The 23,624-nt window shown below is 72.6% G+C and carries 22 protein-coding genes; 8 read left to right on the forward strand and 14 right to left on the reverse strand.

Annotated elements, in window-relative coordinates; genetic code table 11:
* Nucleotides 1-6: 6 nt before the first annotated feature.
* Complete coding sequence (tuf, locus tag OHS17_RS04520) at nucleotides 7-1,176, reverse strand: elongation factor Tu (protein WP_018105175.1); 1,170 nt, start codon at nucleotides 1,174-1,176, stop codon at nucleotides 7-9.
* A 363-nt stretch (nucleotides 1,177-1,539) separates the two neighbouring features.
* Here tuf and OHS17_RS04525 point away from each other — a divergent pair, with 363 nt between their 5' ends.
* On the forward strand, nucleotides 1,540-2,256 hold the full coding sequence (locus tag OHS17_RS04525; protein WP_330311158.1) for a TVP38/TMEM64 family protein: 717 nt from the start codon (nucleotides 1,540-1,542) through the stop codon (nucleotides 2,254-2,256).
* A gap of 188 nt (nucleotides 2,257-2,444) precedes the next feature.
* Nucleotides 2,445-3,317 carry an undecaprenyl-diphosphate phosphatase gene (locus OHS17_RS04530; protein WP_330311159.1) on the forward strand — a complete coding sequence of 291 codons (873 nt, stop codon included), beginning with the start codon at nucleotides 2,445-2,447 and terminating at the stop codon, nucleotides 3,315-3,317.
* Nucleotides 3,318-3,370: 53 nt separating this feature from the next.
* On the opposite strand, the gene OHS17_RS04535 is transcribed toward OHS17_RS04530, so the two are convergent.
* Nucleotides 3,371-3,748 (reverse strand): hypothetical protein, encoded by a 378-nt coding sequence (locus OHS17_RS04535; RefSeq protein ID WP_330311160.1) that lies wholly within the window; start codon nucleotides 3,746-3,748, stop codon nucleotides 3,371-3,373.
* Between the two features lie 145 nt (nucleotides 3,749-3,893).
* On the opposite strand from OHS17_RS04535, the gene OHS17_RS04540 reads away from it, so the two are divergent.
* A complete protein-coding gene (locus OHS17_RS04540; RefSeq protein ID WP_330311161.1) occupies nucleotides 3,894-4,763 on the forward strand; it encodes a universal stress protein in 870 nt (289 codons plus the stop codon).
* A 92-nt stretch (nucleotides 4,764-4,855) separates the two neighbouring features.
* Nucleotides 4,856-6,427, forward strand: coding sequence for an apolipoprotein N-acyltransferase (gene lnt, locus OHS17_RS04545; protein WP_330311162.1), 1,572 nt, complete (start codon nucleotides 4,856-4,858; stop codon nucleotides 6,425-6,427).
* On the opposite strand, the gene OHS17_RS04550 is transcribed toward lnt, so the two are convergent.
* Nucleotides 6,424-7,323 carry a Gfo/Idh/MocA family protein gene (locus tag OHS17_RS04550; protein ID WP_330311163.1) on the reverse strand — a complete coding sequence of 300 codons (900 nt, stop codon included), beginning with the start codon at nucleotides 7,321-7,323 and terminating at the stop codon, nucleotides 6,424-6,426. The genes lnt and OHS17_RS04550 overlap by 4 nt on opposite strands.
* A 19-nt stretch (nucleotides 7,324-7,342) precedes the next feature.
* Nucleotides 7,343-8,557 carry an FAD-dependent monooxygenase gene (locus OHS17_RS04555; RefSeq protein WP_330311164.1) on the reverse strand — a complete coding sequence of 405 codons (1,215 nt, stop codon included), beginning with the start codon at nucleotides 8,555-8,557 and terminating at the stop codon, nucleotides 7,343-7,345.
* A gap of 93 nt (nucleotides 8,558-8,650) precedes the next feature.
* On the opposite strand from OHS17_RS04555, the gene OHS17_RS04560 reads away from it, so the two are divergent.
* Together OHS17_RS04560 and OHS17_RS04565 are read left to right on the forward strand one after the other, a co-directional pair.
* Nucleotides 8,651-9,238: a TetR/AcrR family transcriptional regulator gene (locus tag OHS17_RS04560; protein ID WP_330311165.1), complete on the forward strand. Its 588-nt coding sequence runs from the start codon at nucleotides 8,651-8,653 to the stop codon at nucleotides 9,236-9,238.
* A gap of 122 nt (nucleotides 9,239-9,360) precedes the next feature.
* Nucleotides 9,361-9,801 carry a hypothetical protein gene (locus tag OHS17_RS04565; protein ID WP_330315155.1) on the forward strand — a complete coding sequence of 147 codons (441 nt, stop codon included), beginning with the start codon at nucleotides 9,361-9,363 and terminating at the stop codon, nucleotides 9,799-9,801.
* A 25-nt stretch (nucleotides 9,802-9,826) separates the two neighbouring features.
* On the opposite strand, the gene OHS17_RS04570 is transcribed toward OHS17_RS04565, so the two are convergent.
* The 10 genes from OHS17_RS04570 to OHS17_RS04615 form a co-directional block, all read right to left on the reverse strand.
* Complete coding sequence (locus OHS17_RS04570; RefSeq protein ID WP_330311166.1) at nucleotides 9,827-10,312, reverse strand: hypothetical protein; 486 nt, start codon at nucleotides 10,310-10,312, stop codon at nucleotides 9,827-9,829.
* A 94-nt stretch (nucleotides 10,313-10,406) separates the two neighbouring features.
* Nucleotides 10,407-11,090 (reverse strand): uracil-DNA glycosylase, encoded by a 684-nt coding sequence (locus tag OHS17_RS04575; protein ID WP_330311167.1) that lies wholly within the window; start codon nucleotides 11,088-11,090, stop codon nucleotides 10,407-10,409.
* Nucleotides 11,091-11,193: 103 nt separating this feature from the next.
* Complete coding sequence (locus OHS17_RS04580) at nucleotides 11,194-12,780, reverse strand: ABC transporter substrate-binding protein (protein ID WP_330315156.1); 1,587 nt, start codon at nucleotides 12,778-12,780, stop codon at nucleotides 11,194-11,196.
* A gap of 117 nt (nucleotides 12,781-12,897) precedes the next feature.
* A complete protein-coding gene (locus tag OHS17_RS04585) occupies nucleotides 12,898-13,653 on the reverse strand; it encodes an SDR family oxidoreductase (protein ID WP_161211349.1) in 756 nt (251 codons plus the stop codon).
* 20 nt (nucleotides 13,654-13,673) lie between these two features.
* A complete protein-coding gene (gene fabG, locus OHS17_RS04590) occupies nucleotides 13,674-14,435 on the reverse strand; it encodes a 3-oxoacyl-ACP reductase FabG (protein WP_018105161.1) in 762 nt (253 codons plus the stop codon).
* 212 nt (nucleotides 14,436-14,647) lie between these two features.
* On the reverse strand, nucleotides 14,648-15,031 hold the full coding sequence (locus OHS17_RS04595) for a DUF3037 domain-containing protein (protein ID WP_018105160.1): 384 nt from the start codon (nucleotides 15,029-15,031) through the stop codon (nucleotides 14,648-14,650).
* Nucleotides 15,028-15,879 carry a HipA family kinase gene (locus OHS17_RS04600; RefSeq protein WP_330311168.1) on the reverse strand — a complete coding sequence of 284 codons (852 nt, stop codon included), beginning with the start codon at nucleotides 15,877-15,879 and terminating at the stop codon, nucleotides 15,028-15,030. Before OHS17_RS04600 ends, OHS17_RS04595 begins: the two co-directional genes overlap by 4 nt.
* Nucleotides 15,880-16,037: 158 nt before the next feature.
* Complete coding sequence (locus OHS17_RS04605) at nucleotides 16,038-16,670, reverse strand: PASTA domain-containing protein (protein ID WP_330311169.1); 633 nt, start codon at nucleotides 16,668-16,670, stop codon at nucleotides 16,038-16,040.
* A 108-nt stretch (nucleotides 16,671-16,778) separates the two neighbouring features.
* Entirely contained in the window at nucleotides 16,779-17,204 is a 426-nt protein-coding gene (locus OHS17_RS04610; protein ID WP_018105157.1) for a hypothetical protein, read from the reverse strand.
* A 554-nt stretch (nucleotides 17,205-17,758) separates the two neighbouring features.
* Nucleotides 17,759-18,844, reverse strand: coding sequence for a hypothetical protein (locus OHS17_RS04615; protein ID WP_330311170.1), 1,086 nt, complete (start codon nucleotides 18,842-18,844; stop codon nucleotides 17,759-17,761).
* Between the two features lie 197 nt (nucleotides 18,845-19,041).
* Here OHS17_RS04615 and OHS17_RS04620 point away from each other — a divergent pair, with 197 nt between their 5' ends.
* On the forward strand, nucleotides 19,042-22,380 hold the full coding sequence (locus tag OHS17_RS04620) for a right-handed parallel beta-helix repeat-containing protein (protein WP_330311171.1): 3,339 nt from the start codon (nucleotides 19,042-19,044) through the stop codon (nucleotides 22,378-22,380).
* Nucleotides 22,377-23,606: a S8 family serine peptidase gene (locus OHS17_RS04625; protein WP_330311172.1), complete on the forward strand. Its 1,230-nt coding sequence runs from the start codon at nucleotides 22,377-22,379 to the stop codon at nucleotides 23,604-23,606. Before OHS17_RS04620 ends, OHS17_RS04625 begins: the two co-directional genes overlap by 4 nt.
* Nucleotides 23,607-23,624: the final 18 nt, after the last annotated feature.

Consider the following 23,624-nt stretch of genomic DNA (forward strand, 5'->3'; position numbering starts at 1 on the left):
TACGGCTCAGAGCAGCTCCGTGACGGTGCCCGCGCCGACCGTGCGGCCGCCCTCGCGGATCGCGAAGCCGAGGCCCGGCTCCAGCGGGACGTCCCGGCCCAGCTCGACGGTCAGGGTGACCGTGTCGCCGGGTCGCGCGACCGCCGCCTCGCCGAGGTCCACGTCGCCGACCACGTCGGCCGTGCGGATGTAGAACTGCGGCCGGTATCCGGTGGTGACCGGGGTGGTGCGGCCGCCCTCGCGCCCCGACAGGACGTACACCCGCGCGGTGAAGCGCCGGCTCGGGGTGACGCTGCCCGGCGCCGCGACGACATGGCCGCGGCGCACCCGGTCGCGCTCGACGCCGCGCAGGAGCAGCGCGACGTTGTCGCCGGCCTCGGCGGACTCCATCGGCTTGCCGAAGGTCTCCAGGCCGGTGACGACCGTCTCGATGTCCGGGCCGAGCACCGACACCCGGTCGCCGACGCGGACCGTGCCGCGCTCCACGGCGCCGGTGACGACCGTGCCCCGGCCGGTGATGGTCAGGACGTTCTCCACCGGCAGCAGGAACGGCGCGTCGGTGTAGCGCACCGGCATCGGCACATAGGTGTCGACGGCGTCGAGCAGCGCCTCCACGGCCCCCGTCCAGCGTGGGTCGCCCTCCAGCGCGCGCAGCCCCGACACCCGTACGACGGGCACCGTGTCGCCGCCGTAGCCGTGCGCGGACAGCAGCTCGCGGACCTCCAGCTCCACCAGGTCGGTCAGTTCGGGGTCACCCGCGTCCGCCTTGTTCAGCGCGACCACGATGTGGTCGACGCCCACCTGGCGGGCGAGCAGGACGTGCTCGGCGGTCTGCGGCATGATCCCGTCGACCGCGGAGACGACGAGGATCGCCCCGTCGAGCTGGGCGGCCCCGGTGACCATGTTCTTGATGTAGTCGGCGTGACCGGGCATGTCGATGTGCGCGTAGTGCCGGGTGCCGGTCTCGTACTCGACGTGCGCGATGTTGATGGTGATGCCGCGCTGCGCCTCCTCGGGCGCGCGGTCGATGCGGTCGAAGGGGACGAAGGTGCCGGTGCCGCGGTCGCTGAGCACCTTGGTGATGGCGGCGGTCAGGGTCGTCTTGCCGTGGTCGACGTGGCCCATGGTGCCGATGTTGAGGTGCGGCTTGGTGCGCACGTATGCCGTCTTGGGCATGGGTTCATTCCTTGGGATGCGAAGCGTGACGTGAGGACCCCGGGGCCGGCCGACCCTCCCCTCGCGGGGTCCGCCGGACGGCCGGGGGAGGGTCAGCTTCGGGCGCCGCCGAGGGGCGCTGCGGCAGCGGTGACCGCTGCGGCGCCACCTGCCGCGAGGGTGCACACGGCAGCCTTCGGCGCGTCCGCGACTGCGGACGGCGCTGCGGGGAAGGCGTACCGGGACATGCGCCGATCATCTCCGAGGGGCCGCCCGCCCGTCGAGCGAATTACGGCGGGCCGTACGGGGATTGGGCGCGGGCGGCCGTGGTCCGGCGGGGACGCATTACGGCGATCACACACCTTTGTCGGTTAGTCTCCCCGAATGCTCGACACCGTCGCCGCCGCCCGGCCCGCCCCGGCCCCCGGCCTCGCCGTGCGCTGCACGCGGGTGCTGCTGTCGCCGTGGTCCCGGCTCTCGCTGCTCGTCGCCGTGCTGGTGGCCGCCGCGACGGCCATGCTGCTCCTGGATCCGCAGCGGCTGCTGACCTCGGGCCGGCTCGGGGAGCTGAGCGGCGGTTCCACCGCGGTGGTGCTCTTCGGGCTCGTGTACGGCGTCTGCACGGTGGCGTTCGTGCCGCGTCCGCTGCTGAACCTCGCGGCGGGCGCTCTGTTCGGGGCGCAGGCGGGGCTCGCGGCGGCGATCGGCGGCACGGTGCTGGGCGCGGGGGTCTCCTTCATGCTGGGCCGGGTGCTGGGCCAGGACGCGCTGCGCACCCTGGTGCGGGGGCGCTGGCTGCGGGCGGCGGACGGGCAGCTGAGCCGGCACGGCTTCCGCTCGATGCTGGCGCTGCGGCTCTTCCCCGGGGTGCCGTTCGCCGCCGCCAACTACTGCGCGGCCGTCTCGCGCATGGGCTATCCGCCGTTCCTCGTGGCGACGGGCCTGGGCTCGGTCCCGAACACCGCCGCCTATGTGGTGGCGGGCAGCGAGGCGTCGTCGCCGACCTCGCCCGCGTTCCTGGCGGCGATGGGCTTCATCGTGCTGACGGGGGCCGGGGCGGCCGTGGTCGCCTGGCGTCGGCGCCACCGCCTGGGCGCCTGAGGACCGCGACCTGCCCGGCCGCGCGGGGGGTGTGACCGGCTGTTCACCCGGGGGCGATACGCTGCCCGCGACCGACAGACGAGACAGGGCCCCGGCCGGGCCCTGTCCTCGCGTGACCGCAAACCGCCCGACGCCTGCGCCCGACGCCGGTGGCCGGTGCACGAGTACCCCGGGATGGCCCAAGCCCCATGAGCTGGTTCGAATCGTTCGTCCTCGGCCTCGTCCAGGGACTGACCGAGTTCCTGCCGATCTCCTCCAGCGCGCATCTGCGGCTCACCGCGGCGTTCGCCGACTGGCAGGACCCGGGCGCGGCCTTCACCGCGATCACCCAGATCGGCACGGAGGCCGCGGTCCTCATCTACTTCCGCAAGGACATCGCGCGGATCGTCTCGGCGTGGTTCAGGTCGCTGACGAACCGTTCGATGCGCGGTGACCACGACGCCAAGATGGGCTGGCTGGTCATCGTCGGCTCCATCCCGATCGGCGTGCTCGGCCTGGCGTTCCAGGACCAGATCGAGGGCCCGTTCCGCGATCTGCGGCTGATCGCCACCACCCTGATCGTGATGGGCATCGTGCTGGGCATCGCGGACCGGATGGCCGCCCGCGACGAGAAGGGCGGCAGGCACCGGGCCGGCAAGCAGCGCAAGACCCTGCGCGAACTGGGCGTCAAGGACGGCCTCATCTACGGCTGCTGCCAGGCGATGGCCCTCGTCCCCGGCGTCTCGCGGTCCGGCGCCACGATCAGCGGCGGTCTGCTGATGGGCTACACCCGGGAGGCGGCGGCGCGTTACTCGTTCCTGCTGGCGGTCCCGGCGGTGCTCGCCTCGGGCGTCTTCGAGCTGAAGGACGCGGGCGAGGGGCACGTCTCCTGGGGCCCGACGCTCTTCGCCACGGTCATCGCGTTCGGGGTGGGGTACGCGGTCATCGCGTGGTTCATGAAGTTCATCACGACGAAGAGCTTCATGCCGTTCGTGATCTACCGGATCGTCCTGGGCGTGCTGCTCTTCATCCTCGTCGGCGCCGATGCGCTGAGCCCGCACGCGGGTGAGTCGGCGGGCTGACCTCCGCAGAACGCCGCCGCCCCCGGCTTCGGCCGGGGGCGGCGGCGTTCTTGTCAGAGCTCCGTGTCGTCGGGTCCCTCGGCGCCGAACTGCTCGGCGCGCAGGGCGAGGTCCTGGAGCACGTCCGCCGAGGTGACGTCCGTCTGCCCGGAGTCGTGGATCTGGGCCAGCATGGCGAACGCCAGGGTGAACGCCCCGACGAGCTGTTCCACCGCTCCCCCGACCTCGCGTCCGACGACCACCACCACGTCCTCGACGGTGGCGTCCTCCGGGATGGCGATCCGGGGCATGGTCTCGTTGAGTAGGGCGGTCACCACGGTCGAGTCGGTGTCGGCGTCTTCGCGGTCCGGGTTCTCCTCCAGCAACCGGCGCATCTCCCCCGCCTCGGTGAGGATGCCGACCACACGCTTCACCACTTCGCTCTGCTCCATCCCGCGAGCATAGGCGGCCCGGCCCACCCGCACTACGACGTGCGACGGTATGCCGTGCCGGGGCCCGGACGGCCGCCTCCGCCTCGGCACCGGCGCCCGCGCCGCCGTAGCGTACGAAGCAGGACCGGACGGCGGAGAGGAACCCATGAGCGGCACCGAGCTTCCCGTGATCGCGGCGGTCGACGGCTCCTCGCACAGCTTCGACGCACTGGACTGGGCAGCCCGTGAGGCGGTCGTACGGGACCGGCCGCTGCTCATCGTGCATGTCCGGCAGCTGGCCCGGCGCACCGACCAGGAAGTGCAGGAGCGGGAGGCGGGCGAACTGCTGGCGTCGGCCGTGCGCCGGGTGGCACAGGTCGCTCCGGGGCTGCGGCCCACCACGCTGGCACCGCTCGACTTCCCGTCGGCGGCGCTGGTCTCGCTGAGCCGGGACGCCTCCCTGCTGGTGCTCGGCTCGCGCGGGCTCGGCGGGTTCCGGTCCCTGATGCTGGGGTCCAACAGCCTGGCGACGGCGTCCATGGCGAAGTGTCCCGTGGTGATCGTGCACGGCGGCCGGGACGACGAGGAGCCGGCCGGTGCGGGGGCGGGCGAGGTCTTCGCGGACATCGTCGCCGGGGTGGCCGCCGACGAGAGCAGCGAAGGGGTGCTGGACTTCGCCTTCGAGACGGCGGCGGCGCACCGGGGCGCCCGGTTGCGGATCGTGCACGGCTGGACGATGTTCTCATCCATGCTGTCGGGCGGGCCGGTCTTCGACCGGGACGCGGCGGCGGACGCGGCCGAGCGGTCGCTGGCCGAGCTCACCGCGGGCTGGCGTGCCCGGTTTCCGCAGGTCGAGGTCATGAAGGAGCCGGTCAACGGTTCCGCGACACGCACGCTGGTCACCGCGTCCGCGACGGCCTCGCTGACCGTCATCGGGCGGCGGCGGGGCGGTGAGTCGCTGGGCCTCGGGCTTTCGCCGGTCGCGCACACGACCCTCACGCACGCGATGGGCCCGGTGGCCGTCGTCCCCTGTTGAGAGCCGGGCCGCGTCCGCTGCCGCACACTGGGCAGAAGACCGGGACCGGACGGCGGACGGCCCTGCCGGCGGGCGGGGTGAGGAGGTGCGGCATGGATGCGTGGACCGGGTGGCGCGAGCGGGGCGCGCGCGTGCTGGACCGGACTCCGTGGCGCGTGGCCGCGGCGCTGGTGGCCGGTGCGCTGCCGGCCCTGGCCTTCCCCGCGCCCTCGCTGTGGTGGTTCGCCTATGTCTGCCTGGTCCCGCTGCTGTTGCTGGTCCGGTCCGCCGGGACGGGGCGCGGGGCCGCGCGCGACGCGTGGCTGGGCGGCACGGGTTACATGATCGCCGTGCACCACTGGCTGATGCCCAGCCTGCATGTGTTCATCGTGATCCTCGCGGCGCTGCTCGGTCTGCTGTGGGCGCCGTGGGGGCTGCTGGCGCACCGGCTGCTGCGGGGTCCGGTGAGCGGCTGGGCGGCGGCCGCGGCGGTGGTCGTGGTGCCGTGCGGCTGGCTGATGATCGAGCTGGTGCGGTCGTGGGAGGCGCTGGGCGGGCCGTGGGGGCTGCTCGGGGCGAGCCAGTGGCAGGTGGAACCGGCGCTCCGGCTGGCCTCGGTGGGCGGGGTGTGGCTGGTGAGCCTGCTGGTGGTGGCGGTGAACACGGCGGTGACCGTGCTGCTGGTGCACTCCGCCGCCCGGGCCGTCGCCGCCGTGTCGCTCCTGGTGGGCGCGCTGGTGGCCGGTGCGGCCTGGATGTGGGCGCCGCAGCCCGAGCGGACGGGCACGGCCCGGGTGGCCGTCGTGCAGCCGGGGATCGTGGAGGGTCCGGGGAGCATTCAGCGCAGGTTCGCCCTCAGCGAGGAACTGACGCGGTCGCTCGCCGGCAAGGGCGTCGACCTGGTGGTGTGGGGCGAGAGCAGCGTCGGTGTCGATCCGGTCCGGCGGCCGGAGATCGCGGCCCGGCTGGCGGCGCTGTCGCGGGCGGTGGGCGCGGACGTCCTGGTGAACGTGGACGCCCGGCAGACCGACGCGGCGGGGCGCACCGGGATCTTCAAGAGCGCCGTGCTGGTCGGGCCGGACGGGCTCACCGGTGACCGGTACGACAAGATGCGGCTGGTGCCGTTCGGTGAGTACATCCCGGCCCGCTCGGCGCTCGGCTGGGCGACCTCGATGGGCCGGGCGGCGGGCGAGGACCGGCTGCGCGGCACGGGCCCGGTCACGATGCGGGTGTCCGGCGCGGACGGGCTGCGTCTCGGCCCGCTGGTCTGCTTCGAGTCCGCGTTCCCGGACATGAGCCGGCGTCTGGTCCGGGACGGGGCGGGGCTCCTGGTCGCCCAGTCCTCCACCTCCTCCTTCCAGCACGGCTGGGCGCCGGGCCAGCACGCCTCGCTGGGCGCGCTGCGCGCGGCGGAGAGCGGCCGCCCGATGGTGCACGCCACCCTCACGGGCGTGAGCGCGGTGTACGGCCCGCACGGCGAGGCGGTCGGGCCGCGCCTCGGCACGGACACCAGCGGCACCGCCGTCTACGGGGTGCCGCTGGCCAAGGGCACGACGCTGTACGTGCGCCTGGGCGACTGGCCGGTGTACGGGGCGCTGGCAGTGCTGGCGGTCTTCTGCGCGGCGGAGGGCGTGCGGGGGGTGCGGGCGCGGAGGCGTACGCGGGCGGCGGCGCAGGCCGTTTAGGCCGCGTCGAGCTCCCTGAGGACGCGTTCGCACAGTTCGTGGGTTTCCAGGGCGTCCCGGGCGCTCAGCCGGCGGCCGTCGCGGACGGCGTCCAGGAACGCCAGGACGGCCTGCTCGATGCCGCGCTGACGGGCCACCGGGACCCAGTCGCCGCGGCGGCGCACGCTCGGCTGGCCCTTGTGGTCGATGACCTCCGCGAGGTTGAGCACCTCGCGTTTGGAGTCCTGGCCCGACACTTCGAGCCGCTCCTCGGTCGAGCCGCTGAGCCGGTTCATCGCGCCGATCGCGGTGAAGCCGTCGCCGGACAGCTGGAGCACCACGTGGTGCAGCAGCCCGTCCACGAGCCGGCCGCTCACCACGGTGCGCTCGACGGGGCCGGGCGCCAGGAAGCGCAGGGTGTCCACGACGTGGATGAAGTCGTCGTAGACCATGGTCCGGGGCACCTCGGGGAGCCCGACCCGGTTCTTCTGCAGGAGGATCAGCTCGCGCGGGTGCTCCGCGCACTGGGCGTAACCCGGGGCCAGCCGGCGGTTGAAGCCGACGGCGAGGCCGGTGGAGCGCGCCTCGGCGAGCTCCACCAGGCGGGTGGACTCCTCCAGCGTGTACGCGAGCGGCTTGTCGACGTACGTGGGGACGCCCGCTTCGAGCAGCCGGCCCACGATCTCGGGGTGGGCGGCCGTCGCGGCGTGCACGAACGCGGCATCGAGCCCCTGGGCGAGCAGCGTGTCCAGGTCCTGGTGGCACCGGTCCGCCGGGACGCGGTGGGCGGCGGCGACCTCGGCCAGGGTGGCCGGGTTGCGGGTCTGGAGGTGGAGTTCGATGCCCGGCAGGCTGCCGAGCACCGGCAGGTACGCCTTCCGCGCGATGTCCCCGAGCCCGATGCAGCCGACCTTCACAGGGTGTTCCTCTCGCTGGTCAGCGCCGTGTGCCGGGCGCCTCCTCCGTCGTCCCGGCAGCATACGTGGCGCCCGGGGGCCGCCAGTCGGCGATCCCGTCGAAGGTGCGCAGGACGAGCCCGGGGCCGAGCCGCGAGACGGTGGCCATGAGGAAGTCGCGGGCGGCGACGGCCGGCGCGCCGGTGAGGCTCATGAGCCGGGAGACCCGGTCGGCCTTGCGGACGACGGCGGCGGTACGCGGCAGCCGGTCGGCGGTGTATGCGGCGAGGCCGGCGCCCAGGTCCCGGCCGGGGGTCACGTGGTGGGCGAGGACGATGCCGTCCTCGATGGCCTGGTTGCCGCCCTGGCCGAGGGTGGGGGCCATGGCGTGGGCGGCGTCCCCGAGCAGCGCGGTACGGCCCCGGTGGAAGGCGGGGAGCGGGTCGGCCATGCGGTACACGTCGTTGCGGAGGATCTCCTCCGGTGCGGTGGCGGCGATGATCCCGGGGACCGGGTCGTGCCAGTCGCCGAAGCGGCGCAGGAGTTCGGCCTTCTCGTCGTCGGCCGCCCGGGCCCCGGCGGGGGCGGTCGCCGCCGCGTAGGCGTAGATCCTGCCGTCCTTGAGCGGCTGGGTGCCCCACAGCGCGCCGCGCCCCCAGGTCTCGTGCGGCGGGAAGGGGCGGTCCGGGGCCGGGGCGACGACGCGCCAGGTGGTGAAGCCCGCGTAGGAGGGGCCGGGGGCGTCCGGGAAGAGGGCGCTCCGGACGCCGGAGTGGATGCCGTCGGCGCCGACGACCAGTTCGGCCTCGATCGTCCCCGTCGGCGTACCGACGACGGCGGGGGCGCCGCCCGCGGTGCCGGGGTCGGCCAGGCGGGCCGGGCAGCCGGTGCGGAGGGCGGCGGCGGGGAGCCGGGCGGCGATGCGGTCGATGAGGAGGGAGCGGTGCACGAGGACGAGCGGGCCGCCGAAGCGCTCGGCCGCCGCGGAGGCGTCGGTGCGCGCGAGCCAGCGGCCGGACGGTGCGCGCATTCCGCCCTCGCCCTGCCAGGCGGCCAGGGACCTGATCTCGTCGCCGAGCCCGACGACGTCGAGCGCGCGCTGGGCGTTGGGGGCGAGGCCGATACCGGCGCCGACGGGCTCCAGGGACCCGGCGCGTTCCAGCACGGTGACCTGCCAGCCGGACCGGTGCAGGGCGAGGGCGGCGGTGAGTCCGCCGATCCCGCTGCCGATGACGACCGCACGGCGCTTGTCCATGGCTTTCCCTCCGGTTCGAGGTGCGCGGAAACTACATCTGTAGTACCACCGCCCAACGTACTACAGCTGTAGTTCCGGCGGTAGGTTGACCCCATGACCGCACGCCCCACCGGCTCCGACCGGGCCGAACTGATCGCCGACGCCGCGCTCGCCCTCCTCGCGGAGCGCGGCATGCGGGGGCTGACGCACCGGGCGGTGGACGAGCGGGCCGGACTGCCCCAGGGCTCGACGTCGAACCACGCCCGGACCCGGCAGGCCCTCCTCGAAACGGCGGTGCGACGCCTTGCGGAGCGCGAGGCGCGGGTCCTCGCGCCCGGCGGACTCGGGGCGGGCACGGACACCGGCGAGCTGGTAGCGGGGCTGGCCCGGGCGCTGCACCGCTATCTGACGCACCACCCGGAGCTGCTGGTCTGCCGGTACGAACTGGCGCTGGAGGCCACCCGCCGCCCCGAGCTGCGGGAGTTCTTCGACGCGACGGGCATGCAGTTCCGAGCGCCCCTGGTGGCGCTGATGACCGCGGCCGGGTCGCCGGAACCGGAGCGGCACACGCTGTCCCTGGTGGCCTGGTGCGAGGGGCTGATGTTCTCGTGCGCGGCCGGCTCCTACCACCGCTCCGTACCGAGCGAGGCGGAGCTGCGCACCGGCTTCGGCGAGCTGCTGCGCGGAATGCTGGGGCCCTGACACGCCGTTGCGGCGGCGCCGTGCTGACCGGCGTCACTCGTGCGGGCGGATCGGGGGCGACGGAGGCATGGACCGGCCACCGGGCCCGCAGAGTTGATCACGTGCAACGAACGAGAACCGCCGTGAAACTCCTGGTCTGCCTCGCGGTCGCGACCCTGACCGGGTGCGTGTCCGTCCAGCCGCATCCGGCCGCGCCGCCGCGCCCCGGGGCCGGCCGGCCGGCCCACGACCTGGCCCCGCAGACCGCCGGGCCGCCGGTCCACGACACGCTGGAGGCCGTACCGAAGGCGAAGCCGTCCCGCACGGCCTCGCCGTCCGCCGCGCACAAACCGTCGCCGGAGCGCCCGGCCGCTCCCCTCGGCGAACCGCGCCTCGCGCTGCCGCAGCGGCCCGCGCCCGCCCCGGACATGCCGCTGCCGCGCCGGATCGCCCCGCCCCCGCCCGCACCCGTCCTGCCCGCGCCCGGCAGCGGGGCCGGGGTCTGCGATCTCGGCAGGGGCTACGGCCACTGGCCGGCGGGCAGCCCGCAGTCCCGGATCTGCGACCGCACGTACGGGCGGTGAGGCGGCGGCGCTCCGGAGGCGCAGATCACCACTCGCGCAGCCGCCGTTCCAGCCGGCCGATCGCCGCCCGGACGCCGCCCCCGTAACCGTCGTCCGTGCCGTCGTCGGCCAGCACCGCCGAGGCCGCCCGGGCCCGCTCCAGGTGGTCCCGGGCGGCACCCGGGCGCTGGAGCTTCATGTAGTCCGCGGCGAGGTTGAGATGCAGTGACGGGTAGAAGGCGCGCATCGCCAGCGCGTCCCGGTCTCCGGCCGCGCCCTCGTCGGCCAGGGCCCGGGCGGCGGTCAGCGCGCGCAGGTCCCAGGCCAGTTCGTCGGCGGGGTCGTCCTGCGTATCGGCCATGTAGTGCGCCAGGGTGCACCGGTGCAGGGCGTCGCCCTCGTCGCCGATCTCGGTCCAGAGCACGGTGAAGCGGTTGCGGGCCTCTTCCCGGTCGCCTCCGTGCAGCAGCATGACCGCCTGGCCGATCCTGGTCATGAAGACGTCCTCCGACGCCTCCCGCTGCTCCGTCACCACGGCCTCCTCGCGCCCGTCCGCCCGAAACCGGCGGTCCGGCTTCCGACGCTAGCCGCCGGGACGGGCGGACGCGTGGAGGCTCGGGGCCGGATCAGCCCAGGTCGGGGATGCGCCAGTCGATGGGCTGGTGGCCCTGCTGGGCGATGGCCTCGTTTATCTGGCTGAACGGCCGGGAGCCGAAGAACTTCTTCGCCGACAGCGGCGAGGGGTGCGCGCCCTTCACCACCACATGGCGCTCGGTGTCGATCAGGGGGAGCTTCTTCTGCGCGTAGTTGCCCCAGAGGACGAAGACCGCCGGGTCGGGGCGGGCGGCGACGGCGCGGATCACGGCGTCGGTGACCTTCTCCCAGCCCTTGCCCTTGTGCGAGTTGGCCTCGCCCGCGCGGACGGTGAGCACGGCGTTGAGCAGCAGGACGCCCTGCTCGGCCCACGGCATCAGATAGCCGTTGTCCGGGACGGGCAGGCCCAGCTCCTCCTTCATCTCCTTGTAGATGTTGCGCAGCGAGGGCGGGGTCTTCACGCCGGGCCGCACGGAGAAGCACAGGCCGTGGCCCTGGCCCTCGCCGTGGTAGGGGTCCTGGCCGAGGACGAGCACCTTCACCTTGTCGTACGGGGTCGCTTCCAGGGCCGCGAACACCTGCTCCCGGGGCGGGTAGACCGGTCCCGCGGAGCGCTCCTCCTCCACGAACTCGGTGAGCTCCTTGAAGTACGGCTTCTGCAGCTCTTCGCCGAGGACGCCGCGCCAGGACTCGGGCAGCAGGTCGGTGTCGGTCACGTGAACAACCTCCGGTAAGCAATCCGTTCTTGCTCCCAGAACCTACCGGGCGCCACTGACAACGCGGTCCGGGCGGGCCACCGGGGCCCGCCCGCGCGCGGTGCTACCAGCTGGCCTTGCGGTACAGCTCCCACATCTGCATGACGGTCTGCGGGTCCAGGGCGCGCTCGCCGCCGCCGATGTCCTCGCCCGCCGCCACGTACAGCTTGCCCTGCCACAGCGGCAGCAGCCGCACGTCGTCCACCAGGATCTCCTGGGCCCGCTCGAACTCCTTGCCGACCGTGCCCCGGTCGCTCTGCTTGCGGGACTGGGGCAGCAGCTGCTTGGTGATCTCGTCCTGCGCGTAGGGCGTGCCCGTGACGCTGTTCTTGCCCACGAAGGGGGCGATGAAGTTGTCCGGGTCCGGGAAGTCCGGGAACCAGCCGCGGCCGAAGACCGGGTACTCGCCCTTGGTGAAGCCCTCCTGGAAGGTCTTCCACGGCCGGTGCTTCAGGGTGATGCGGAAGAGCCCGGACGACTCCAGCTGACGCTTGAGCTCGTCGAACTCGGGCTCCGTCGAGGAGCCGTAGCGGTCGGTGGTGTACCAGAAGGTCATGGGGACGGGCGTGGTGATGTGCGCGTCGGCCAGAATCTGGCGGGCCTTGTCCTTGCTGGGGTTGCCGAAGGTGTCGAAGAAGGAGGTGGTGTGCGCGGCGATGCCCTTCGGGACCATCGAGTACAGCGGTTCGGCCGTGCCCCGGTAGACCTTGGCGACCAGCGCGTCCCGGTCGACCAGCTGGGCTATCGCCCGCCGGACGGCCGGCTTCCCGGCGGCGGGGTCGGCCGGGTTGAAGACCAGGAAGCGGATGTCGGCACCGGTGGACTCGACGATCTGGAGGTCACTGCCCCCGCCGTTGGTCTTGCTGTCCTCGATGCTGACGACGTCCTCGGCGGACAGGCCGCGGTAGGTGGCGTCGATCTCGTTGTTCCGGAGCGCCTTCACCATGGCGCCGGACTCCTTGAAGTACCGGATGGTCACGGCGTCGTTCTTGCGGTCGGCGAACCCCTTGTAGTCGGGGTTCTTCACCAGTTCGGAGCGGTCGCCCTGCTTGTAGGAGTCCAGCAGGTAGGGGCCGGAGCCGGTGACCTTGCCGTCGTTCCGGATCTTGTGCTTCGCGTACGCGCTCGGCGCGACCAGGGACATGGCCGGGGTGGCCAGTACGAAGGGGAAGGTGGCGTCGGGCTTCTTCAGGTTGAAGATGACGACGTCGTCGCCCTTGGTCTCGACCCGGTCCAGCGAGCCGAGCATGCCGACGGGTCCGCCCTTGACGCCGATCTCCGAGATCCGGTCGATGGAGTACTTCACGGCCGCCGCGTCCAGCTTGTCGCCGTTGGAGAACTTCAGCCCCTGGCGGAGCGTGCACCGGTAGGCGGTGCTGGTGCGATCGGTGAACCTGCACTCCTCGGCCGCGTCCGGCTCGGGCTTCGTACTGCCGGTGGGGAAGCTCACCAGGGTCTGGAACACATTCCGCATCAGCTCCCAGGAGCCGTCCCACGCCGCCGCCGGGTCCAGGGTCGAAGGCTCACTGGTCGTGCCGACAGCGAGCTTCTGGTCCACCTCCGAGCCGCCGCCGGGCAACAGCCCGCAGCCGGCCAGCAAGGACAGGGACGCAAGGGCTGCAGCGGCTTGCAGACTGGCCCGGTAGAACACGTGCACGCTCCTCGATCAGCCATGGGTCGGCAGACCATACCGCAGCGCCCCACCGGGTCAATCCGCTGGCCTGGCGGGGCACTTGAGGCAATCGGGGCCATATCGGCCCAGGCCGGATCAGCCGACTCCGGCATTCAGGAAAATGCCCCCGTCGACCACCAGGGTCTGGCCCGTGATCCACGCGGACTGGCCGGAGGTGAGGAAGGCGGCCGCGCCGCCGATGTCCTCCGGAACGCCCAGCCGGCCGAGCGGGTAGGCGGCGGCCGCCTCCTCCTCGCGGCCCTCGTACAGCGCCTGGGCGAAGCGGGTCTTGACGACCGCCGGGGCGATCGTGTTGACCCGGACCACCGGCGCGAACTCGTGCGCCAGCTGGAGGGTCAGGTTGACCATGGCCGCCTTGCTCATGCCGTACGCGCCGATGAAGGGCGAGGCGGAGACCCCGGCGACCGAGGCGATGTTGACGATCGCCCCGCCGTTCTCCTTCTGCCACGCCTTCCAGGTCTGCTGGGCGAAGCCGAGCGCCGAGACCACGTTGGTCTCGAAGACCTTGCGGGCGACGTTCAGGTCGAGCTCCGCGATCGGCCCGAAGACCGGGTTGGTGCCGGCGTTGTTGACCAGGAAGTCGACCCGGCCGAACGCCTCCATGGTGCGCGCGACGGCCACCGCCTGGTGCGCCTCGTCGTGCGCCTTGCCGGCGACGCCGATGACCCGGTCGGCGCCGAGCGTCTCGACGGCCTCCTTCAGGGCGTCCTCGTTGCGCCCGGTGATGCACACCCGGTCGCCGCGCTCCACGAGGGCCTGCGCGATGCCGTAGCCGATCCCCCGGCTCGCGCCGGTGATCAGCGCGACCTTGCCGCTGTCCTGCACAGTCATGATGTCCGCAGCCCTTCGGGTCAGTTGAGCGGTCCGCCGGCCACGTACATGACCTGGCCGGAGACGAAGCCGGCCGCGTCGCCCGCGAAGAAGGCGATGGCGTTGGCGATGTCGTCGGGGACGCCGACGCGCTGGACCGGGATCTGCGTGGCGGCGGCCGCCTGGAACTCCTCGAAGCCCATGCCGACGCGGGCCGCGGTCTGCGCGGTCATCTCGGTGACGATGAAGCCGGGCGCGACGGCGTTGGCGGTGATGCCGAACTTGCCGAGCTCCTTGGCGAGGGTCTTGGTGAAGCCCTGGAGGCCGGCCTTGACCGCCGCGTAGTTGGCCTGGCCGCGGTTGCCGAGCGCCGAGGAGGAGGACAGCGACACGATACGGCCGAACTTGGCGTCCACCATGTGCTTCTGGACGGCCTTCGCCATCAGGAACGCGCCCTTGAGGTGCACGTTCATCACGGTGTCCCAGTCGGACTCGCTCATCTTGAAGAGGAGGTTGTCGCGGAGCACGCCCGCGTTGTTGACGAGGATGGTCGGGGCGCCGAGCTCGGCGGCGACCCGCGCGACGGCGGCCTCGACCTGGGCGCTGTCCGACACGTCGCAGCCGACGGCGAGGGCCTTGCCCCCGGCGGCCGTGATCTTCTCGACGGTGTCCTTGCAGGCCGCCTCGTCGAGGTCGAGTACGGCGACGGCGCGGCCCTCGGCCGCCAGACGTACCGCGGTGGCGGCACCGATGCCCCGGGCCGCCCCCGTCACGATGGCTACGCGCTGCTCGCTGGTCGACATGCTTGGCTCTCCTCGCCCTTGGATAGCCGCTCAGCGGACGTCGGGGGCTCCGGAGAGAAACCGCCCGATGACTGAGCAACCGCTTAGTACCTTCAGCAGACGAGACGCTAGAAGCCCTGGCACCCGGTGTCAACGGGCCACGGGCGCAGCGGTGCATGTCACACTCCGCCGGGCCGCCGTCACGCGAGGGCGGACGGCGGCCGGGGCGGGAATCAGCGCACCAGCAGGTCGAGCAGCCGCTCCACCTCGGCCTCGGGGTCGGCGGTGAGGCCGCTGTGCACGGGACCGGGCTGGACGACGGTGGAGCGCGGCGCGATCAGCCAGCGGAAGCGGCGGCCCGCGTCGTCACCGGCGGCCTGGCCCGCGTCCGTACCGCCGCGGCAGACGCCCTCGACGGCGTGCAGCGCGGCCCGGACGCCGGTCACGTCGGCGCCGGGGTCGAGCGCCTTCAGCTTGGTCTCGTCCAGCTCGGTGCGGGCGGCCACGAAGCCCTTGGCGCGGCAGTAGACCACCACCCCGGCGTTGAAGCACTCCCCGCGCTGGACGCGGGGGACGACGCGCAGCAGCGCGTACTCGAAGACATCGCGCCCGCTCATGCCCGGCCGCCCTTCTCGCCGTCGGCGGCGTGGCCGCGCGGGGCGAGCCGTTCGGTGATCCAGCCCGGGGCCTGGGACGGCTTGTCGGGGGTGGGCGCGTCCAGGACGATGCGCTCGTGGATGGTGGCCGCGCGGGCGGCCAGCGCGTCCACGTACGCCTGCCGCAGCTCGTCCGTCGAGCCAAAGCCCGGCTCGTCCACCAGCCACTCGTCGGGGACGTCGGCGGCGGCCTCGGCGAGCAGCTCGGGCGTCACCAGCGGGGCGAGCTCGGCGGCGGCCGACGCGATGTCGGGGCCGAAGGGCGCGAGGGCGTGGTCGGAGGCGTTGTACGGCCTGGCGGCGGACGCCTGGGCGCCGGGCCAGTTGTGGTGCCAGATCATGGTGGCGCCGTGGTCGATGAGCCAGAGGTCGCCGTGCCAGACGAGCATGTTCGGGTTGCGCCAGGACCGGTCGACGTTGTTGATCAGCGCGTCGAACCAGACGACCCGCCCGGCCTCGTGCGGGTCGACCTCGTAGGCGAGCGCGTCGAAGCCGAGCGAGCCGGGCAGGAAGTCCATCCCGAGGTTCAGTCCGCCGCTGGCCTTCAGCAGCTCCTGCACCTCCTGGTCGGGCTCGGCGAGCCCGATGACCGGGTCGAGCTGAATCTGCACGAGCTCGGGCACCCGCAGCCCGAGCCGCCGCCCGAGCTGCCCGCAGATCACCTCCGCGACGAGGGTCTTGCGGCCCTGCCCGGCTCCGGTGAACTTCATGACGTACGTGCCGAGGTCGTCGGCCTCGACGATCCCGGGGAGCGAGCCGCCTTCACGCAGGGGCGTGACATAGCGGGTCGCTACAACCTCTTGCAACACTTTCCCAGGCCACCCATCTCTTCTGCCCGAGCGGACCGTCGAGGGCGCCGCGTCGCCCGCTGCCCCCTCCGGTATGAAGTGAGCATAGTAACCGAGGGTGACCGCTGACGAAGAGTGGGCGAGCGGGGGTGCCTGGACGCCGGTTCAGAGACGCGGATTCAGGCCGAGGGGCACTTTCCTGTCGCGACGTGCAGTTCGACGTGTTCCGAGGCCTTGTACGGTGCGCCAGGTTTCGGGCTCTGGCTGCAGATCTCTCCGTGCACCTGAGGGACGCCCTCCGGGCCAACAGCGCCGCGGCTTCCGTAGAACACGGCAATGAACTGGCTGTTGTACCCCTTCTTCAGCAGCCGCTCATAGGATTCCTCGAAATCCTTCCCTATGAGGTCAGGTGTCTTGGGGGTGGGAACATGGGCGTCCCAATGATCCGGGCACTTCTCCCCACGCGGGACAGCAGCGAAATCAATGGAGTCCGGAGCCATTCCCTTTCTCGTCAGGCACGCCCTCCACAGTTCCGTGTGCTGCAAATCCACGGTCCGGCCGAGGTCTGTCGCATCTCGGACGGAGAAGCCCAGGCCCTTCCCGGCGGCTTCTTTCATTTTTATGGGCAGGCTGTCCGGAGGCAGGGGCGTGGACGCGGGTTTGCTTCGTGCGGCCGATGCCGTGCCGTCGGACGTATGGTTCGAGCAGCCTGCGCTCAAGGCGGCAACGGCCAAGATCGAAGCCATGGTCCCGCCGAACGATTTCAGTTTCATGGCCCACTTTCCCGTTCCTGTGCGCTGCGCGGCGGCCACGCCGGCGATCCCTCGGTACCGATCGTGATCAAGGGATCGATGTCGCGCAGGCCGACGGGCATGGCGCGTCCTCATACGATCGCCATGCCCGTCCTGGTTGCTTAGGGCTCAGGCCCAAACGGCGGTGCCGACATCGGTGTTCGGGTTGCAGCCGGAGGTCCAGTCGAGTCCGCCGGTCGGCGTGCCCTGGTAGTTACCGGTGCACGACCAGATGACCAGCGGCCTTCCCTCTGCGATGTCCAGGTTCTTCGTGAGGGTGGTGCCGGCGCCGCTGTGGTTCCAGTAGTAGTAGGTGCTCGCTGCGCTCCCGTAGCTGAGGACACCGATACCGGAACGGCCGTCCTTCTTGAGGTCGTAGATAGTGAATATCTCGCCGTAGGCCTTGAAGTGTGCCTTCGCCGGGAAATCGCCGCCGACCGGCCTGGCGTACGCCGTGCCGTCCTGGCTGCCGTCCGCGTGGCTGGTGGCTGCGCTCGTCATCGTAAATGCGAGGGCTGCGACCGCGACACTGAGGGCTCTCGTGATCTTGTTCATTTCAACTCCCATGAAACGAGTAGCTGCATGCTGCAACTGAAGGTCTTGTGAAACTCGCACGCCGTTCGCGCGGGGTCTTGTCCATGCGCGCGCCCATCGGGTCGCGGCATGTTGGTGAGCGACCGGACGGTCAAGGCGGCAGACACGTGACTCTCGCCATGAAGAATTCCCCTCCCCAGAGGACAGCTGACCGCGAACCGACTCCCATGTCGTCACAGTCGGTGACCTGTTCGATGGCGCGCAGAGCGGTACCGGCCCGTACGCCGGTCCAGACCATAAGCGCCTCAAGCCGCATCGGCGCGCTCAGCGATCATGAATGGCTGGTTTCGTGAACGGATCCCTTGATTCCAGATCCACCTGGGGACCGGGCGCTACCTGCGCTGATGACAGAAGGTCAGGTTCCGGTGTCCGGGAAGCGCCGAACGGATTGGCTTGTTTCCAACCCTCGCAATCAGGAGAGTGCTGGCGTCATATGACTCGCGTCTTCAGGGCAGCCGATCAGCCGGGATGACGGCCAGTCACCAAACGCGGCGCCGATGAGCTCGCGGGCGCGTTCAGTGCTGTGTCTTCGACGCCCAGACCGGTGCGCCTCCCGAGTAGATGACCAGGTTGCCGTCCTTCTGGAGGCGCAGGATCGCGCCGCGGTGGCCCTGGGTCTTGCTGGCCCAGACCGGGCGGCTGTCGGCGGTGTAGACGACCAGGTTGCCGTCCGCCTGGAAGACCGCCTGGTAGTTGTGGCCGAAAGTCATCGTGGCCCAGCGGGGCTTGTCATTCTCGTCGTAGACGACGAGGTTGCCGTCGCGCTGCATCCGCAGCCTCGTCCTGTTCGCCTCGATGGATTCGCCCGCTCGCAGCACCCTGGTGGCCGTGACCGTGATGTCCGTAGGCCGGGACGGCTTCTTCACCGGTTTCGGGCTCGGCTTCGCGGTCTGCTTCGGGCTCGGCTTCGGGCTCGGCTTCGGCGAGGGCTTCTTCGTCGGGGAGGGCGGGGGCGGCGCCACCGGGGCCTGCTTCGGCACGACCTCCTTCGGCGTCGGTGTCTTCTTGGGCTTCGCCGGCTTCGAGGGCGACGCGCTCGACGAGGCGTACGCCTGCGCCCCCTCCCTGGTCGGTTCGCCGCCGCCGAGGAGCGTGCCCGCCTGGTTGGCGACCGTGGTGTCGTGCCGCTCGGGCTCACCGTGGCGGCTCATGAGGAGGACCGGCACGGCGACCAGGGCGGCGCCCAACAGCGCGGCGCCCGCCAGCAGGGGGCGGCTCGGGCGCCCCGCGGGGGCCGCCGCACCGGGCGGCGGGTCCTCCGACGCCGAAGCCGCCAGCGCCTCGGCGACCCCCGGTTCCGCCGCCGCCTCGGGGGCGGAACCGGAGGTCTCCGCCTCCGGGGCGGAGGGAGCCGCTTCCGCCTCGGGCTCGGAGGCCGAGGTCCCGTCGTTCTTGTCCGGCGCCCGCTCATCCGGCGCCTGCGCCGGGCGCGTACCGGCGGAGGCCTCCTCGGGAACGGCAGCGGCGGTCCCGGGCGCCGTCTCCGGATCGGAAGCCGCCGCAGCCTCTTCCGTCGTCGCGTTCGCTGCCGTTCCGGTCCGGTCCGTCATCTGGCCCCATCCGTCCCGTAGTTCGTCGTACGTCCCCGTGAGCGCTCTCATTCACGCACACATGTGGGGGACACGTCATATCTCTGGAATGAACAATGGGTCTCGGGGAAATCCCGGGCCGGGCACGGGTGTTACAGATCATCCCGTAATGCGCGGTCCGCCGCCCTCCGGGGTGGGATCGCAGGTGGGAGGAAGGCATGATGGGGCCGACCGCAACCCACGGGTGCCGATACGAGGAGGTCAGCGGAGTGCGCCAGGTACTGACGATCTGTCCGGAGGGCACCGGGGACGCCCGGACGATCGCAGAGGCTCTGGCGAGGGCGCGCGGCGGGGCGGTGCTCAGCGTGCGCCCGGGAACGTACGAGGAGAACCTCGTCGTCACCACCCGCGTGACCATCGTCGCCGAGCAGTCACGCGGCAGCGTCCGGCTTGCGCCGCGCACCGGGACCGTGATCTCGCTGCGCGCCGACGCGCTGATGCTGACCGATCTGGTGGTGCAGGGCCAGGACGAGGAGGCGCCCGTCGTGGACGCCTCGCACGGGCAGGTCGCGATGCAGAGCTGCGACGTCTCCGGCGCTTCCTGGGCGACCGTCCTCGCCCGGAACTCCGGCTCGCTGGCCATGCGCGAGTGCCGGGTCTCCAGCCGGACCGGCGCGGGCGTCGTCGTCACCTCCGCCAGTGAGAGCTCGCTGGAGTCGTGCACCTTCGAGCACCTGGGCACCAGCGGCGTGGTGATCGGCGAGCGCGGCAGGGCGACGGTACGCGGTTGCACCGTGCGCGACGCACGCGGCAACGGCCTGCTGGCCAACGGCGACGCCCAGGTCTCCGTCGAGGACTGCGACCTCTCCTCGACCGACAAGCCCGCGCTGGCGCTGGAGGAGCGCAGCGCGGTCCGGGTGCTGCGGACCGTGATCCACGACACCGCGATCGGCGCGCACCTGACCAGCGCCGCCCGGGTCGAGCTGGACGACGTGCGGGTCAACGGCACCACCGGCCAGGGCATCATCGTCTCGCACGGCGCCGACCCGGTGCTGCGCCGCTGCCGCACCTCCCGCACGGCGGGCAACGGCCTCTTCGTCACCGACCGTTCGCGGGGCACGTACGAGGACTGCTGGCTGAGCGGCGCCCAGGCACCGGCGCTGCGCGTGGCGGGTTCCTCCTCCCCCACCCTGACCTCACTGACCGTCCGGGACGGCGAGGCCGAGGCCGTGCTGCTGGAGGAGGACTCGGCGGCCGAGCTGGACCGCGTGGAGATCCTGGACGTCAGGGGCACCGGCGTGGTGGTCAGGGGCGGCGCCAACCCGCTGGTGCGCAGGGCCCGCATCACCGGCACGGGCGGCACCGGCGTCTCAGTGACCGACGGCGGGCGCGGCCGGGTGGAGGACTGCTCGGTGGAGTCGCCGGGCGGCGCCGGAGTGACGGTGGCCTCGGGCGGCAACGTCTATCTGGCGGGCCTGCAGGTGACCGGTCCCGGCGGCGCCGGTCTGGAGATCGGCGGCGAGGGCACGGCGGCGCTGCGCGACGGCGAGCTGGTGTCGGCGGGCGGCTGCGGTGTCGTCGTGGACAGCGGCGGCGAGCTGACCGCGACCCGGGTGCGGGCCGCCGCCGCGACCGACTACGGCTTCCTGGTCCGCGAGGGCGGCCGGGCCAACCTCAACGGCTGCGAGGCGGCGGGCAACGGCCGGGACGGCATCCGGGTGGAGACCGAGTCGCCGGTGTCGGTGGTCGGCTGTACGGTGCGCGAGAACAAGGGCGGCGGGCTCGTCCAGTCCAGGGCCAGTGGCCGGCTCGCGGTGGAGAACCTGAACAGCACCGGCAACGAGGCCCGGGACGCCTGGGGTTACGGCGAGGCCGAGGGCACCGACCCGGCGGGCACCGTCCCCGAGTCGGACGGTCCCAGCCGCCCGGACGGCCCCATGGCCGCGCTGGAGAACCTGATCGGCCTGGACAACGTCAAGGAACAGGTCCGCACGCTGGTCAACCTCACCCAGCTCGCCCGGCGCCGCGCCCAGCTGGGCATGTCCGCGCCGCCGATGAGCCGCCACCTGGTCTTCGCGGGCCCGCCCGGCACCGGCAAGACGACGGTCGCGCGGCTCTACGGCACGATCCTGGCCGAGCTCGGGACGCTGCGCTCCGGGCATCTGGTCGAGGTCTCCCGGGCCGATCTGGTCGCGCAGGTCATCGGCGGTACCGCCATCAAGACCACGGAGACCTTCGAACGGGCGCTGGGCGGTGTGCTGTTCATCGACGAGGCGTACGCGCTCACCTCCGACTCGCGCGGCTCGGGCGCCGACTTCGGCCGGGAGGCCGTGGACACGCTGCTGAAGCTGATGGAGGACCACCGCGACGACGTGGTGGTCGTGGTCGCCGGCTACTCCGGTGAGATGCGCGGCTTCCTCGGCTCCAACCCGGGTCTGGCCTCCCGGTTCTCGCGGACGGTGGAGTTCGAGAACTACTCGGTCCCCGAGCTGGTGGAGATCGTGGAGAGCATGTGCGGGCGCCACCAGTACGTGCTGAACGACGAGACCCGCACGGCGCTCGCGGCACACTTCGACCGGATACCGAAGGACGCCGGCTTCGGCAACGGCCGGGCGGCACGGCAGGTCTTCGAGGAGATGGTGGACCGGCAGGCGGTGCGGCTGGCCTCGCTGGCCCAGGTCACCGAGGAGGACCTCACGCTGCTGCTGCCGCAGGACATCAGCGAGGAGGCCGCCCGCCACTCCGAGGCCGGTCCGGACGGTGCCGACGCCGGGGACGACGCGCTCAGCCGCCTGGACGCCCTGGTCGGCCTCTCCGCGGTCAAGCGGGACGTCACCGACCTGGTCAACCTGGTCTCGACGGCCCGGCAGCGGGCGGCCGCCGGGCTGCCGGTGCCGCGCCTCAGCCACCACCTCGTCTTCACCGGACCACCCGGCACCGGCAAGACCACGGTGGCCCGGCTCTACGGCGAACTCCTCGTCTCCCTGGGCGTGCTGCCGCGCGGCCAGCTGGTCGAGGTGTCCCGCGCCGACATGGTCGGGCGCTACGTGGGCCACACCGCGCAGCTCACCAAGGAGGTCTTCGAGCGGGCGCTGGGCGGTGTGCTCTTCATCGACGAGGCGTACACGCTCACGCCGAGGGAGGCGTCCGGCGCCGACTTCGGCCGGGAGGCCGTGGACACGCTGCTGAAGCTGATGGAGGACCACCGCGACCAGGTGGTCGTCATCGTCGCCGGTTACACCCGCGAGATGGAGGGCTTCCTGGCCTCCAACCCCGGTCTGCACTCGCGGTTCTCGCGGAAGATCGAGTTCGCCGACTACTCGTCCGACGAGCTCGTCACCATCGTCCGCCAGCACGCGCTGCTGGCCGGGTACGAGTGCGGCACCGGGGTCGGCTCGGTCCTGCGGCACCACTTCGACACCCTGCCGCGCGACCGGTCGTTCGGCAACGCGCGCACCGCGCGCCAGGTGCTGGAGCGGATGATGACCCGGCAGGCCGGACGGCTCAGCCGCGTGGCCGCGCCCAGCCTGGACGATCTGCGGCTGCTGCTCCCGGAGGACCTCGCCGACCCGGTGTCGGCGTCCGCCTCCGGCGGGGCGGGGGCGTGACGGCGATGCGCGGGAGGACGCTGCCCCGGGCCGCCGCCGGAGCGCTGGCGCTGCTGCTGACGGCCGCGCTGAGCGGCGCCGGTGCCGTGAGCGCCGCGGCGGACGGCGGGAACACGGTCGAGCTGCCGGTGCTCAGGACGAAGCTGACGGACAACGCCGACTGCGCCGGGGGTTCGGCGCGGCAGGCCACCGCAGTGCCGTGGGAGCAGGTCAGCCTCCAGCTGGGGCGGGCCTGGCAGTTCGCCTCCGGCTCCGGGGTCAAGGTCGGCGTGGTCGACACCGGCGTCTCGGCCTCCGCGCCCGCGCTGAAGGGCCGGGTGACGGCGGTCGGCGCGGCCGGGAAGGACTGCGTCGGGCACGGCACCTTCGTGGCCGGGCTGATCGCCGCGCAAGCGGACCAGGGTGTGAAGTTCGCGGGTGTCGCCCGGGAGTCGGCCATCGTCGCGGTACGCGGAACCGACGAGCGCGGCGCCGCCACGGCCGGGCGGGTCGCCTCGGGCATCGAGGCCGCCATCGGGGCCGGGGCCCGGGTGGTCACCGTGTCCGCGGCGTTCGCGGACGACTCGGCCGCACTGAGGTCCGCGGTGCGACTGGCCGCGAAGAAGGACGTCCTGCTCGTCGCCGCCGCCGTGCCCGACTCGCCGACCGGCGGGGTGGGCCAGGAGGTTCCGGCCCGGGACTACTACCCGGCCGCCAGTGACGGGGTGCTGTCCGTACTCGACGTGGACGTCAAGGGTGAGCGGCCGACCGGCTCGTACACCACCGGGAGCGCCCAGCTCGCGGCGCCCGGGGACGGGGTGGTCGGAATCGGTCCGTCGAAGCACGGCCACTACATCGGTTCGGGGGCCTCACTGGCCGCCGGGTACGTGGCGGGGGCGGCGGCGCTGGTGCGATCGGTGCACCCGGAGCTGACGGCCGCGCAGACCGCCGCTCTGCTGCGCTCCTCGGCCTACCCGGACGCCGTGCCCCGGCTCGACCCGTACGCCGCCGTCACCACGGTCCTCACCTCCGCCTCCACCGCCGCGAAGGCGCCGGGGGGCCCGGCCGCGGCCACGGAAGAGGCCGCTCCGGTGCGGATGCCGGAGGACCGGGCCGCCGGGCCGCTGCGCCGCGCGATGTGGCCGACGCTGGCCGGTGTGGCCGTGGTGGTCACCGTCGTCTGGCTCGCCGTGATCATCCCCCGGGGCCGCCGCACGGGCTGGCGGCCGTCCGCCCGGCGCCCCTGAGGGAGACGGCCCCGCGCC

Origin of the sequence: Streptomyces sp. NBC_00523 (assembly GCF_036346615.1) — a bacterium.
In the GTDB taxonomy this organism is placed as follows: Bacteria; Actinomycetota; Actinomycetes; order Streptomycetales; family Streptomycetaceae; genus Streptomyces.